The sequence below is a fragment of the Ignavibacteria bacterium genome, from assembly GCA_015709655.1.
In the GTDB taxonomy this organism is placed as follows: Bacteria; Bacteroidota; Ignavibacteria; order Kapaibacteriales; family Kapaibacteriaceae; genus OLB6.
Window position 1 is genome coordinate 2,393,524 of record CP054181.1, and the last position, 15,454, is coordinate 2,408,977.

At 50.9% G+C, this 15,454-nt stretch carries 9 protein-coding genes; 4 read left to right on the forward strand and 5 right to left on the reverse strand.

What is annotated here, in order from left to right; translation table 11 throughout:
• Positions 1–44 precede the first annotated feature (44 nt).
• On the forward strand, positions 45–2,090 hold the full coding sequence (locus HRU79_09640; GenBank protein QOJ26892.1) for a 4Fe-4S dicluster domain-containing protein: 2,046 nt from the start codon (positions 45–47) through the stop codon (positions 2,088–2,090).
• Positions 2,091–2,134: 44 nt separating this feature from the next.
• Here the strand turns inward: HRU79_09640 and HRU79_09645 are convergent, their stop codons facing one another.
• The 5 genes from HRU79_09645 to atpD all read right to left on the reverse strand — a co-directional run bounded on the left by HRU79_09645 (position 2,135) and on the right by atpD (position 7,974).
• Positions 2,135–3,436 (reverse strand): glycosyltransferase, encoded by a 1,302-nt coding sequence (locus HRU79_09645; GenBank protein QOJ26893.1) that lies wholly within the window; start codon positions 3,434–3,436, stop codon positions 2,135–2,137.
• 5 nt (positions 3,437–3,441) lie between these two features.
• Positions 3,442–4,542, reverse strand: coding sequence for an aminopeptidase P family protein (locus HRU79_09650; GenBank protein QOJ26894.1), 1,101 nt, complete (start codon positions 4,540–4,542; stop codon positions 3,442–3,444).
• 2 nt (positions 4,543–4,544) lie between these two features.
• Positions 4,545–6,014 carry an IMP dehydrogenase gene (gene guaB, locus HRU79_09655; GenBank protein ID QOJ26895.1) on the reverse strand — a complete coding sequence of 490 codons (1,470 nt, stop codon included), beginning with the start codon at positions 6,012–6,014 and terminating at the stop codon, positions 4,545–4,547.
• Between the two features lie 127 nt (positions 6,015–6,141).
• Complete coding sequence (gene atpC / locus HRU79_09660; GenBank protein ID QOJ26896.1) at positions 6,142–6,561, reverse strand: ATP synthase F1 subunit epsilon; 420 nt, start codon at positions 6,559–6,561, stop codon at positions 6,142–6,144.
• Between the two features lie 3 nt (positions 6,562–6,564).
• Positions 6,565–7,974, reverse strand: a complete 1,410-nt coding sequence (atpD, locus tag HRU79_09665) for a F0F1 ATP synthase subunit beta (protein QOJ26897.1) — start codon at positions 7,972–7,974, stop codon at positions 6,565–6,567.
• A 203-nt stretch (positions 7,975–8,177) separates the two neighbouring features.
• Here atpD and HRU79_09670 point away from each other — a divergent pair, with 203 nt between their 5' ends.
• The 3 genes from HRU79_09670 to HRU79_09680 are packed head-to-tail and all read left to right on the forward strand — an operon-like array spanning position 8,178 to position 15,411.
• Complete coding sequence (locus tag HRU79_09670; protein ID QOJ26898.1) at positions 8,178–9,350, forward strand: thiolase family protein; 1,173 nt, start codon at positions 8,178–8,180, stop codon at positions 9,348–9,350.
• A 25-nt stretch (positions 9,351–9,375) separates the two neighbouring features.
• The gene (locus HRU79_09675) at positions 9,376–10,758 is read left to right on the forward strand and encodes an NAD-dependent isocitrate dehydrogenase (protein ID QOJ26899.1); all 1,383 of its coding nucleotides are present in this window, start codon (positions 9,376–9,378) and stop codon (positions 10,756–10,758) included.
• Between the two features lie 33 nt (positions 10,759–10,791).
• A complete protein-coding gene (locus tag HRU79_09680) occupies positions 10,792–15,411 on the forward strand; it encodes a hypothetical protein (protein ID QOJ26900.1) in 4,620 nt (1,539 codons plus the stop codon).
• Positions 15,412–15,454: the final 43 nt, after the last annotated feature.

A 15,454-nucleotide genomic window follows, 5' to 3' on the forward strand; every position in this document is an offset into this window, starting at 1 on the left:
AAGTTAGAGTTTGTTATCTTCGAATTGATTTGGAGCTATACGATATGACGATACATACGATTGTATTCCTGTGTGTTCTATTGGTTGCATTTGGCTTTTTTGCGCGTAGTGCAATGCGGTTAATAGCGTATTTGAGGGTTGCAAAGCCGGCACACAGACTAGACAATTTAGGGGCCAGGTTAAAAACAACACTAACGGTGGCTCTCGGCCAGAGTAAGCTACTGCGAGATCCGGTTGCCGGATGGATCCACGCAGCAATTTTCTGGGGCTTCCTGATACTCCTGTTTTCAGCGATCGAGGCGGTTCTGGAAGGACTGCACCAGGGGTGGTCACTTAATTTTCTGGGTCCGGTATATTCTGCAATTACCTTCCTGACTGATCTGTTTTGTACCTTCATCATCGTGGCAACGGTTTTGGCCTTGTGGCGCCGTTATGTGATGAACATCAAGCGTCTGCAAGTAAAGGGCGAGGGGCTTGAAGCAGGACTGATTTTAATAACGATATTTCTTATTGTTTCGTCACTGGCGGTTCAGAACTCACTGCGCCTTCATGTGTATGGGGCCGACATGTCGTGGGCACTGCGACCGATCACGCGTCCGCTTGGTACGGGCCTGAGTCAGCTGTTGGGCAGTGCTACCCCGGTTGTTTTTCATATTGCCTGGTGGATTCATGCAGTGTTAATCCTGGCTTTTTTGAATTACCTGCCATTCTCAAAACACCTGCATGTTCTTACATCGGTTCCTAATGTTTTCCTTGGACCAATAAAGCCAACCAACAGTCTTGAACCCATCAATTTTGAAGAAGAGGGTGTAGAAAGCTTTGGCGTCACCGATATCGAAGACTTTACCTGGAAGACTCTGCTGGACGGCTATACGTGCACCCACTGCGGCAGGTGTACCAGTGTGTGCCCGGCGTATCAGACTGGGAAGGTACTGGACCCCCGCCAGGTTATAATTTCAATCCATGACAGAACCATGGATAAAGCCCCTTTAATCATTAAAAAACAGAAGGGGGCTGAGCTTACGCCCGAAGAACAGGCAGTATGGGATAAAAAACTTATCGGTGACTACATTACACCCGAAGCGCTGTGGGCTTGTACCACCTGCGGTGCCTGCATGCAGGAATGTCCGGTGAATATCGAGCATGTGCCGGCAATTGTTGATATGCGTCGGTCAATGGTCATGATGGAAGCATCGTTTACCGACGAGAGTGCCAATCTGCCCGATGTGTACGGTAACATGGAAACCAATGGTGTGCCGTGGGGTGGTTTTGCTCAGAGCGACAGAGCCAACTGGGCAGAAGGAATGGGGATTAAAACAGCGGCGGATGATGCCAACATGGAGGTCCTCTTCTGGGTAGGATGTCCGGGTAGTTACGATGACAGAGCAAAAAAAATCACCCGCTCGTTTGCAGAGCTGATGCAGCAAGCCGGTGTTGACTTTAGAATTCTTGGCACTGAAGAGCATTGCAACGGCGACATCGCACGCCGCACAGGCAACGAATTCCTTGCGGATATGTTAACGAAAACTAATATTGAAACCTTCAATAAGTACAGTGTTAAAAAAATCGTTACAACATGTCCGCACTGCCTGAACACATTTAAAAATGACTACTCGAAGTATGGCTTTAAAGCAGAGGTTGTACACCATACGGTGTTTATTTCGCAGCTAATCGAAAGCGGGCGGCTGAAGGTGGACCGTACCAAGCTTGACGAAACAGTGATAGCATACCACGACAGTTGTTACCTTGGCAGGATGAACAACGAGTACGATGCTCCGCGGACTACGCTTGAACGTTTACCGGGGGTGACGTTAGCAGAGTCTTCAAAGAACCACGACCGTGGTTTTTGCTGCGGAGCCGGAGGCGGCAGAGTATTCATGGAAGAGAACGTTGGTGATCGTGTGAATGTTGTTCGTACGGGACAGTTGCTGGAAACCGGAGCAAAAACCATAGCTCTGAACTGTCCGTTCTGCCTTACTATGATTACCGATGGTGTAAAGGCAACCGAAGGGGCCGAAGATGTACAGGTGCTGGACGTTGCCGAGATTGTGGCAGCCAACGTATTGTCTGCCAGGTCTGAGCAGCAATAACAGAGGTCAGACTATTTGATACGTGACAAGGATGGCTTGCCGGGTTATACCACCCGCAGCGCCTTCTGGAGTACCTTTACCAGGCTTTCGGTAAGTACCGTACGCTGGTGCTGTAGCACAAAGTCGCGGTTGGGTGTCATGTGCCTACCGGTGCGCCAGTCGTTGTACATGGAGAGTACTGCCTGGACGATTGCCGGTACGTCATACGGATCGGTAATGTACGAAGCACCGTAGGCCATGGCATCGTTACGGGCGGCACCCTTGGGCGTACTTGCCAGAATCGGCTTCTGTGTTCCAAAGTATTCGTACAGTTTTGCAGGAGCCCAGGTATCAACGTTGCGCGCGTCTCCTAGCATCATCCATAGAGCATCACTCTGTTGGATTAATGCAACTGACTCAGCATGTGGAAGATAACCATGGTTAACAATAATGTCGTCTAATTTCATCCGGTGCGCCTTTGCCTGATATTCTTTTCGCAGCATCCCGGCAAAGTGAAGTTCCAGATTAACCTCGGGATGTTCTTTACGCAATTTTTTAATTGCCTTAAAGAACGGAACGGGCGTTACCGAGTCGTAAAACGTACCGGTAAACGTGAGCCGGAACGCATCAGTACTCCCATTAGGGAACAGGCGGCCACGCGTCTCCGCCGACATCGGCTGTGCAAAGTCATCGGGATCCCATCCATGTGGAAGGATCACAACATCGTGGAAATCCAGAAACTCATAATTGGCAATCAGGAATTCCTTCATCCTCCGGTTGGTAACGGTGATGCGTGACGCTCTTGCCAGGGTCTGGTGCTCAAACTTCTGATGGCGGTGCTTATGCCACAGCGTGGGATACGAATGAAACTGATTACCGTACCACAGGTCGCGGTAGTCAGCAACGTACGGTATTCCTGTTTCGGCGCTGAGCTGTGCTGCAGCCATGACCGTGCTAAAAGGAGGGCCGCTGGCAAAGATCACATCAACAGGATGACGGGCGACAACATCTTTTGCCAAGGCCACTGCCTTTGCAGCCCACTTTTTCTTATTGTCTGGTACAAACAGAGCACTGCTTGACTTACTGATAAACTTTCTGACAGATTCACGTGGCATGGTTATCACGCCTTTTTCCAGCAGTTTTTTTACACGCAGTGAAGGCTCTGTCCTTACAATATCAACACCGGCCGCTTCTACCTCGTGCAACAGTGTCTGGTCTTCGGCGTAGTACAGTGTTGGCCCGGTAGTTACAACGATTGGGTTCCAGCCATACTGGGGCAGGTACTTTGTAAACTTTGCAACTCGTTGAACTCCACTAAGACCCATTGGCGGATAGTAATACGCCAGAACTAAGACGGTATGTGCCATGCTGATTACACCACCACCAATTCTCTGGGTGCCGTTGTTAGGAGCTGCGCGCCGTTTTTTGTAATGACAACATCGTCTTCAATTCGCATCCCAAACTCACCTGGTATGTATATGCCGGGCTCAATGGTGATAACACAATGTTCCTGTAGGGGGCTTGGGTTTCCTTTTGCAATGCGTGGGTTTTCATGGACCTCATAACCCAGACCGTGGCCCAGTGAATGTCGGAAATATCCGCCATAACCAGCCTTTTCAATCACTGTTCGGGCTGCGGCATCTAATGCACCGGCTGTTAAACCGGGCTTTACAACGTCAAGCGCAGTGTGATGAGCATCGTACAGCACAGCGAAAACTCCTTCAACTTTTGGTTTTGGTTTACCAAGGCAAAAGGTGCGCGTCATGTCACTGTACAAACCATTAACGCAGCATCCAAAGTCAACAGTAACAACACTGCCGTTCTTAAGCTTCTGTTTCGATGCCCGGCCGTGTGGCATGGCACTGCGTACGCCAGAGACAACGATGATGTCAAATGCATCCCGCTCAGATCCTAATTCGCGGGTTGTAGTGGCAAGGAAGTTGGCTACGTCAATTTCAGTCATGCCAGCCCGAACAGTACCCAGCAGTTTCTCGTACGCTGCCGAAGCAATTGAAGCGGCCTTGGAAATCGAGGCTCGCTCTGATGGTGTTTTTGCTTCGGTAACGCCTGAACACAGGTCATCGACCTCTATAAGGACAGCGGGTTTCCAGCCCTTCTTCATGGATTTTAGTGCGCTTACCGTAGTATGAGCAGCAACAAAGCCTATGGTTAAACCACGCGTGATAATACCACTTTGGGCAATGGCCTCGATGAAATTGCGAGCAATATGGGTACGTAATCCGTGTAGCGGGTGCAATTCGGACTTAACCTGTACATCGTATAGATCGTTAGTAACAAAGTCGATGTGCTTTTTGGTAATGACAACCAATGCCGACGAGCCGCTGAAGCCGGTAAGGTACCGAATGTCGGCTGCACGGGTAACTACAAGTGCATCAATGCCGGCACGTTTCATCTGCTTACGGATATCGGCAATGCGCAGCCCTGCTGCTGCTGTCATGGCTCGGGATGGCATTCTTACCTCATGAAATAATTCGGTGATTCTTTTGTGATGATAACATCGTGGGGGTGAGATTCACGAAGGCCTGCCGACGTCATGCGCACAAACCGTGCATCGGATTGCATCTCGGCAATCGTCGAGGCACCACAGTACCCCATGGCTGCTCTCAGCCCGCCAATCAGCTGGTACAAGGTATCGCTGACGGTACCCTTAAACGGAACCCTGCCTTCGATACCTTCGGGAACGAGTTTAGCGATTTCGTCTTCGGCGTCTTGGAAATATCTGTCGGCACTACCCTGGCCCATTGCACTAAGCGATCCCATGCCTCGATAAATTTTATACACCCTGCCTTCAAGCTGAACCTTCTCACCCGGACTCTCGTCGTGTCCGGCAAGCAGTCCGCCAATCATAACTGCATCGGCTCCGGCTGCAATTGATTTTGCAATATCACCTGTTTGTTTAATACCACCGTCGGCAATAACAGGCACATCGTGTTTTCCGGCAGCTTCAAGAACATTTAAGATGGCAGTAATCTGTGGCACTCCCACACCGGCAACAATGCGGGTAGTACAAATGCTTCCGGGTCCGATTCCAACCTTTACTCCATCGGCACCGGCATCAATCAGTGCCTGAGCCCCTTCCGATGTAGCCACGTTGCCGCCAATCACCTGAAGAGCGGGAAAGGCTGACTTGATGTTGGCCACCATTTCAATAACGCCTTTGTGGTGGCCGTGGGCCGTATCAACGATTACTACGTCAACACCGGCGTCAACCAGTGCCGATACTCTGTCTATTGTGTCAATGGCTATCCCTACGGCGGCACCGACCAGTAACCGGCCCAGGTCATCCTTTGCAGAATTGGGATAGCGTTTCTTTTTCTGGATATCCTTTACCGTCATAAGTCCCGCAAGCCGTCCGCTGTTATCCACAATTGGCAGCTTTTCAATCCTGTGTTCTTGCAGCACGCGTTCTGCATCGTCGAGTGTGGTTCCAAGGGTAGCAGTGATAACATGCTCGGATGTCATCACCTTACTTACCGGCATTGTACCGCTCGCCGCAAATCGCATATCACGATTAGTAACGATTCCTACAAGTTTCATGGCTTCGTCAACAACCGGGAAGCCACTGACTTTGTATCGCGCCATTAGCTCGCGGGCGTGATCGATGGTAGCATCTTTATTTAATGTTATCGGCTTACGGATCATGCCGCTTTCGGAGCGCTTTACCTTGTCAACCTCTTCAACCTGCCGCTCAACCGACATATTCTTATGAATGATTCCAATACCACCTTCACGGGCAATGGCGATCGACATTGCCGATTCGGTCACGGTATCCATGGCTGCGCTGATAATTGGTACTCGTAAACGCAGCGTACGTGTAAGCCTGGTTGAGGTATCGGTGTTACGGGGAAGCGTTTCGGAATATCGCGGTATAAGGAGAACATCATCGAAGGTGATGCCTTCCTGAAGTATCTTAGGCGTTGGCATGGGCAAAAATACAGACTGAACCACTGATGTGCTTTCAAAAAAAAACAGATGCCGGTAGCCTGTTGCACGATACGCTCTACAAGACTCCCGGCAATGAATGTTTAATGAAAGGCCAAGTGGTGTTGGTCTACTTGTCCTGATGCAACCTGGCAGCCCGCTCTTGTGCTTCTGCCCAGTGCAGTTCGGTGAGACGCTGTATGCGTTCGGCTTTTTCGGTAGCCGCGTTCCAGCGTTCCCGAGCAACAGAAACCTCGGCAGCGGCACGCTCGGAACTTATGGTTTCGGCGGGCAGCAATTCGTCGACAACAATATTCACCGTATTGCGCAGCACTTCAACGAAACCCTCGCGCGATGCAAAAACAGTAATGTTGTTATTGGGGTCTTCGATACGGAGCACACCAATGTCGAGCGACGAGATGATGGGTGCGTGATTAAATAGAATTTGAAAGGGGCTATGCGATCCGGGAACACTAACGGCCAGTGCCTTGCCTTCGTAGGCAACGCGCTGTGGGGTTACAATGCTAACGGAGAGAACGTGCTCTGTCATATCTTACTTCTGTGACTTGTTGTAGGCTTCCAATACTTCATCCAGCGTACCCTTATAGGAGAAGAATCCTTCAGGTACATTGTCAACCTCGCCATCCAGGATTGCCTTAAACCCGGCAATGGTATCGGCTACCTTTACGTATCTGCCTGCAAAACCTGTAAACTGCTCGGCCACGTGGAATGGCTGTGAGAAGAACCGCTGAATTTTGCGGGCACGATATACCGTGAGCTTGTCTTCGTCGCTCAGTTCGTCCATACCAAGAATCGAGATAATGTCCTGCAAGTCCTTGTAAGCCTGCAGAATTTTCTTCACCCTCATCGCCGTATTGTAATGGTCGTTACCAATAACCAGCGGATCAAGAATACGGCTGGTGGAGTCGAGCGGATCCACGGCAGGGTAGATGCCCAGCTCGGCAATTTGCCGCGAAAGTACCGTCGTAGCGTCAAGGTGGGTAAACGTGTTTGCCGGAGCGGGGTCCGTTAAGTCGTCAGCAGGTACATACACTGCCTGAACCGATGTGATCGACCCCTTGTCGGTTGACGCGATTCGTTCCTGCAGAACACCCATTTCCGTTGCTAATGTAGGCTGGTATCCAACAGCCGAAGGCATCCGTCCAAGCAAGGCCGATACTTCCGATCCGGCCTGTGTAAACCGGAAGATATTGTCAACGAACAAGAGTACGTCTCTGCCTTCTTCATCGCGGAAATATTCAGCCATGGTCAGTGCCGTAAGGGCAACGCGGGCACGTGCTCCCGGGGGCTCATTCATCTGTCCGAATACCAGAGCTGTTTTATCAATCACTCCCGACTCAGTCATTTCAAGGTACAAGTCGTTGCCCTCACGGGTACGTTCGCCAACACCTGCGAACACTGAATAGCCGCCGTGCTGTTTTGCAATGTTGTGAATGAGCTCCTGAATGATAACGGTTTTTCCAACACCTGCACCACCAAACAGACCCGTTTTTCCACCCTTCGTGAAGGGCTCGATAAGGTCAATAACCTTAATACCCGTCTCAAACATCTCCTTCTGTGTAGAAAGCTGGGCAAAGGATGGCGGCTGACGGTGGATACTCCACGATTTGTCGGCCTTAATACCGCTCTTACCATCGATGGCTGCACCGGTTACGTTGATAAGTCTTCCAAGGACGCCGGGCCCGACCGGCACCGAAATCGGACCGCCGGTATCAAGTACTTCCATGCCTCGGACCAAGCCGTCGGTACTGTCAATCGCTACCGAGCGGACACGATCTTCGCCAAGGTGTTGCTGGACTTCACAAATCAGAATTTCTTCCTTTCCGGTATCCATCGACGTGCGGGGAATATGGAGAGCAGAAAGTACTGGTGGTATTCCACCTTCGGCAAATTCAACGTCAACAACCGGACCGACAACCTGGACGATTTTTCCTTTATTCATAGTGCTTGTTAGAATGAGGCGTGAAAGAGATTCCGAATTTCAATCTTCAAAAATACAGATGTATATCGAATCAGCTACGTCCGTGGGCTCTGCGAGCACAGATTTTGGGTCTCCAAACGCTGTCCGTCGTCAAAAAACAGTCGGTTAAAGTGGTATTTTGCACATCTATTTCCGGTTTTTTTCATGATACTGTAATCTTACTTATGAGCTATATCATCTCGGCCGCACGCACTCCCATTGGTTCACTCCTTGGTTCACTAAGCAGCTTTAGCGCTCCGCAGCTTGGAGCTGTGGCAATCAAGGCTGCCGTAGAGAGGGCAGGGCTTGCCACCGATGCAGTTGACGAAGTGATTATGGGGAATGTTCTTACGGGTGGCGTTGGCCAGGCACCTGCCCGCCAGGCTGCTATTTATGCCGGACTCTCCAGTCATACTGCATGTATGACGATCAACAAGGTCTGCGGCTCCGGACTGAAGGCAGTCATGCTTGCCGATCAGGCTATTCGATGCGGTGATGCCCACGTTGTAGTTGCGGGCGGACAGGAAAGCATGACCAATGCACCGCATGCGATGCTCGACAGCAGGAAGGGTGTAAAATTTGGTAACACCGCCATGGTTGACCTGATGCAGTGGGACGGGTTGTGGGATGTGTACAACCAGGTGCCGATGGGCGATGCTGCAGAACTCTGTGCCAGCGAGTGTGCCATTACCCGCGATTTGCAGGATACGTTTACCATTGATTCATACAAAAAAGCACAGGCAGCCCAGGCAGAAGGGAAGTTTGCGCCCGAGATCGTACCAATAACGATTCCGGGGAAAAAAGGTGATATTGTAGTGGACACAGATGAAGAGCCGGGCAGAGTTGTGTTTGATAAAATCCGCACGCTGAAGCCGGTGTTTAAAAAAGACGGAACCGTTACGGCAGCTAATTCCAGCACCATAAACGATGGTGCTGCGGCACTGGTGATAGCTTCGGATTCCGCCGTCAGCCGCTATGGTCTCAGGCCGATGGCACGCATTGTTGCACAGGCATCCTATGCCCACGATCCGCTGTGGTTTACAACATCGCCGGTAGAAGCCATCAACGCAGTTGTTGCCAAGGCGGGGTTAACACTACCCGATATTGATTTGTTCGAAATTAACGAGGCTTTCTCGGTTGTTACGCTGGTGGCTGAACAAAAACTTGGGATTCCGCACGAAAAGGTGAATGTTCATGGTGGTGCCGTCGCTCTTGGTCATCCGATTGGCGCAAGCGGTGCCCGGGTACTTACTACACTGCTATATGCATTACAAAGCCGCGGTCTCCGTCGTGGACTGGCAACGCTCTGCATTGGCGGCGGTGAAGCCAGCGCGGTTGTTGTAGAAATGATAGGGTAAATGTTGTTGATGTGAGAAATGGTGAATGCGTACAGTAACATTGATTAAAGGGGATGGCATTGGACCCGAAATTACCGATGCCGTAGTGAGAATTTTCTCAGCAGCAGGTGTGCCAATTGTATGGGAGGAAGCACAGGCTGGCCTGACAGCTATTCATCAGTACGGTAGCGGTGTGCCTGCAGAGACTATCGAAAGCATTAAACGAAACGGTGTGGCACTGAAGGGTCCGACCACCACACCGGTTGCGGGCGGACATAAAAGCGTCAACGTTACGATCCGAAAATCACTTGAGTTGTTCGCCAACGTGCGGCGTGCCCGCACGATGCCTGCTATCCAGACAAAGTTTGATGGAGTGGATATCCTGGTGTACCGCGAAAATCTTGAGGATACGTATTCAGGCATTGAACACTTCCAGTCTGCCAATGTTGCACAGGGTCTTAAACTTATAACCCGGCAGGGTTCCACGGCACTAATCAGGTATGCTTTTCAAGAGGCCAGGAAACTGGGACGCCGGAAGGTAACCTGCGTCCATAAAGCCAATATCCACAAACTTACCGATGGCTTGTTTCTGGAGGTATTCCGGCAAGTGGCCGCTGAATATACAGATCTCGAAGCCGATGATATCATTGTTGATAATTGCTGTATGCAGCTCGTTACACGTCCGGAACAGTTTGATGTTCTGGTTTTACCAAACCTGTACGGTGATATCGTGAGTGATATCTGTGCAGGTCTGGTAGGGGGCTTGGGCGTGGCACCGGGAGGAAATATCGGTAAGGACTGTGCCGTATTCGAAGCTGTTCATGGATCAGCCCCCGACATTGCGGGACTGGGTATCGCAAATCCGACGGCACTTCTGCTGAGCAGTATTCAAATGCTGCAGTATATGGGGCTAATGGCTCATGCCGATGCCATTGCCGAAGCGTTAGCCAATACTCTGGCTTCCGGTATCAAAACTCGCGACCTGCATGGTACGGCTTCCACTACGGAGTTTGCCAACGCTGTGGCGCAAAAACTCCGCCCGGATGTTGCCAGCGTTGTTACAGATTCTCCTGATGTGCCACCGCGAATAGCCCCGCGGGCCCCTGACCATCGAATGGAAGTATGGAGGTTAGTAGGGGCTGATGTGTTTGTTGAATGGCAAAAGGAGCTTCCCCCCGTTCCTGACCAGGTTGGTCCACTGATGCTAACAATGATTAGTAATCGCGGAACAAAAGTGTGGCCGGGCAGTATGCCAGATGTTATGCTTGTTGACGTTCACCACTGCAGATACACCGGAGATGACATCTCGGCAACACACATCACAGGGCTACTGGCATTCCTTGATGCTGCAGGAATTCCGTGGCGTCATGTAGAACAGCTACATGTTGCGGATTCGGAACCCCGGTACTCGAAAGCACAGGGGGAATAATAGTTTGGCTCTTTGCAATCATACCATCTGACCATGGAGTTTCAGCAACCAACAGCAAACTCTGAACCTGTGCCACAGTCATGGCTGTTGCGGCTTGTTAAGCGGGTTGCGCTGTACGCCGTGCGTGCTGCAGCTGTGTTCGTGGTTGCGACGGCCGCATTCATCGTGTTCTCACAAACACAGGTGTTCCGTGACTGGCTGCGCAACCGCGGAGTTGAGCTGCTGAATGAACAGATTCAGGGGCAGGTGGTTATTGATGACATTCAGGTGAGTTTGTTCCGCGGAATTGTTATTGAGCACCCCCGATTATACGCAAATGGAACAACTGTTCTTGACGCAAAACGGCTGACGGTGAATTACGACCCCGCCTCGCTGTTTGTGCGAGTTGCCGCGATAACAAATCTGAATCTTGAAGAACCGGCAATCGCAATTGTTCGCTCCACGGACGGTGTGTGGAATGTTGAGCGCATTGCAAAGCCCCCTGCCGACACTGCACGATCTGAGCCACCGCGGGGTACCGTTGTCGTGAAACGACTGCGGATATCGGATGGCACCATTTCCGTGGATGATCAGACAACGTTGCGCACCGACAGTATTTTTGATCCAATGCACATGGCACTCACTGATGTACGACTGGATATGGGGCTACGTGTTAACCTGCACAGTCACCATGCCAGTATAGCCGTAAACGGTTTGTCGTGCCGTGATAACCGCGGAGGACCACTTGCCGTAACAATGCTCCAGTGCATTGTTTTGCTTTCTCCCCAGGGTTTAGACGTACCGTTGCTTCGTTTGCAGATGCCACGCACACAGATTGACCTAAAAGCATCGGTGCAGGACGTTGATTTCATGACAGAGTTTTCGGATGACGTTCTTGTTCATCACCCGCTGCGTGCTACGGTGAAAGGACATTTGGTTCATGGACCCGACCTGCATTATTTTATTCCCGAAGTGAATATGGCGGATAACTATTCGCTGGATGCAGATGTTGAGTACACTGGCAATTCCGTTCACGTTACCAACATGAACCTGGAAGCCGGTGCAACACGTCTGCGTGGTGCTGTACGTGTGGACGAGCTGTACGGACGGAAACCATTAACGTTAGATATAGCTTTGTTTAACAGCGTTGCACAGTATTCCGACGTGCGGCGACGCCTGGTGTTTGTTCCCTTACCTGAGTTGCCGTTCCTGCAGTTCACAACACTTGATACCCTCCTGCTACGGGGCAGACCAGACAGTATCCTGAACATAACCGTGCGTGGTGCCGACAAACCGGGAGCAGTTGCGGGTGACGTAGCCCTGGATTTATCGAAATCGGAATTAGGATACGCTGCAGACCTCAGAGTTACGGCTGGTGACGTTGCCGCATTCGTTGCTCTGGAAGAGCCCGTTTTGTTAAACGGTACCGTCAGGGTAGAAGGAATAGGGTTTAACCCACGAACAATGCAGGCAAAGGCGTCGGTAGCGCTCGAGAATTCTGTTATTCTGGGCAGAAGTGTACGCCGGCTTAATACAGAGATTCGTGCTGACGGTAGCGGAGTGTACACAATAGACACCTTGTACGCCGGCTTTACGCCCGAAAACAGCCAATCAGCTACTCTGGATCAGGCGGATTTTCAGGAGTTGCTTGTGGCAGGAACACTCAACCTGGCCGAGATCGAGCGCCCCATCTATTCAGCACAGATTACCACAAAGGCATTGGATCTGGAACGAACACTGCGTGTTCAGGGACTTCCCCAGCGGTTAACCACGCAGTTCACGGTCCATGCTGAAGGATTCCATATTGACAGTCTTCGGGGAACCCTTGGCGGGACCGTTTCAGAAATGGTGCTGGATGACAGGGCATTCCTGCCGTTCTCACTCAGCATGAGCGCTTCCAGAAGCACACACCACAGCAGTCTGCGACTGTACACTGACTTTGCCAATATCCTGCTTGAGGGACGCTTTGTGCCGTCCAGCCTGATTGAGGCAGTATCGGCAAGCGCCAATGCGGTACTCCGAACCTCCGAGCACATTGCACAAAACTTTGTTCCGGCTTCTGATGTAACCCGGCAGACAGGTACAACGCTTTTGGAATCGGATGTACTGCTTCAGGCTACTATTAAAGATTTTTCAGTTTTAAATATCCTTTTGCCGGATATGTATGTCTCGGGTTCCGGAGTCCTACATTCGCGACTGACTGTACTTGATGACCATGTGCAGTTTCTGGTTGACACTCTACGGACTGACCAGGTTCATGTGTCGAATGCCGGTGGTGATATCATCATCGATCCTGTTGTGGCAAACGGAAACATTGATTTTGATGATTTTTCTACACTACCACACATTCACGAGGCAACGTTCAGTGCTACCATCGATAGTATTCTCAATATCTCCGGGCTTACGATTAAACAGCCGGTACTTCAGTTTCACCATAATGGTAACGGGATTACATTTTCTGCCCGGTCAGCGATTAACACCGTTGGCATTACTGTTGCCGGAGAGATAACACCACACACTGATGCAACGGTAATCAGGCTTGACTCTGCTCACGTTGTTGTTGACTCTGTCAGGAAGTTAGAGTGGGGTACAACCATGCCGGCGTTGGCTACAGTAAGTAAAGGGGTCGTGAACATCGAAAAGCTGGTTGTCCAACGTCCATGGCGCGAAACAGTCTCGCTCAGCGGCATCCTTTCGGACTCTATCTTTCACGGCCTGACCGTCCGCATTGAAAATTTCCCACTCACCGATGTGCCACGCTTTGTAGAGCTTGAAGCAAATCATCCGTTGCGCCTTGCTGACGGACTGGTTACTGAACTGGTAGCACAGATCGATGGAACGTGGACAAAGCCCGAGATTAATGCATCGCTGAATATTGCGAATCTGTCGTATAACAGGGCTATTATCGGCGATCTTTCCAGTAAACTCTACCACAAAAACAAAACCGTCAGAGGGATCGCAACGGTTACGTCATCTGCCGGAACCGAAACCTACCAGGCCTTAAATCTCGACATCGGATCGATTCCGTTTGACGCTGCATTTACGAGTGTTGCTCAGCGCATCGATGAAAGTAAACCGTGGGACATTGCGCTCATGGCCAACAACCTGTCACTTACTGTTGCCGAGCCCTTCCTGCCGGCGGTAGAGCGTGTTAGGGGAAAGGCTGATGCACGAATTACCGCATCGGGTCCTGGGCTGAACGATATAAAACTTCAGGGTGCCGCACGATATTTGGACGGCTTCTTCCTGGCTTCTGCTACGAACATTGGTTATGAATCCGAAGGGTGGGTAAGCCTGGAAGGCAATGAGCTCCGGCTGGATACCATACTTGTTCGGAATCGGACCAAGGATTTGCGCGGAGGTATGGCGCGGGCTCAGGGAGTGGTAGTGTTTAAGGGGCTTAATGTAGACCGAATTGATTTTACCGTTGTTACCGAAGACAAGCGGGGGCTGATGGTGATGAACTCATCATCACAGGCGCGCAGCCCAAACGTTTACGGCGACCTTATCATCGGATCCGGCAGAGATCCCATCCGTTTGTCGGGTAAGCCTGACCGCCCCAGTCTCTCGGGTGATATCATGGTGTACTATTCGGATCTTACATATCCCAAGGAGCGGTCAGCAACCAGGGTAACGGTTTCCAGCGTTGAGTATGTGCGTCCCACCGATGGGCACGCCCCAAGTCTGGCTGATATTGTCCAGACCAAACGTCGAAAACCGGATGAGGATTCAGCAGCGACAGCACAATCTGCCACCGAAGCAACAGCCAATGCTGTTAAGCAGGTTGTTCAAACCATGAGCCCCTCATTCGTTGACATCATTAAGTACAACCTTAAAATCTACCTGCGGGGACGAACGCTGATAACAATGAACCTTGGGACGTTCGAGATTCTGGTAGCCGACCTTGAGCTTGAAGATCCGGATGAACCGCTGACCTTTACCGGGAAGTTTGCGGATAACTCCACTGACTTGCGCGGTACACTGCGTTTGCGTGAAGGTGCAAGCACATACAAGTTTTACAAACCCTTCCGTACCGGTGGACTGCTGAAATTTTCGCAGGGTGCCGGCATTACTAACCCGGCATTAGCGTTGACAGCCGTGTATCAGGACAGGCGGTTGGTTGGCGATAATAAATTTGAAGAGTATAAGGTAGAGCTAACCATAACCGGGACCAAGAACAAACCAAAGGTAGCCTACAGGGTATGGCGTAATGATCGGGAGGCTGTTGGTGACAGTGCGAAGATTGCCAGCGACGCACTTATGCTGATCCTGCTGGGCAGAACCTCAGACGAATTACTGTCATCCGGTCAGGGTGACCTTGTGGGGCAGGTGAACTCGGCATTTTCGGCTGTTGCCACAAGTGCCTTATCGGATGTTGTCAGCGAGCTTGGATTTGTGCAAAATGCCCAGGTTGATTTTGGCAGCGACTTGTCGCAGAGCCGGCTTACGCTTAGCGGGCAGCTCTTTGGTGATGTTTCGTACCGCGTCAGCGGTCAGTTCTCGGATTTTTCCGGCAACAGCACCTTCACCGTCAGCATACCATTAAGTATTCTCAGTGACGCCGAGGCAATGCGTTTATTCCAGGCCGATGTGTCGCACTCGGTGAATAACTCCGGAAACATTTCGCGCCAAACCCGATTGTGGGAAATCAGGCTTGGCGCGCGTATTCAGTAAACAAAAAGAATATTAAGACTGTAAGGGGCTACGGCAACGTGAT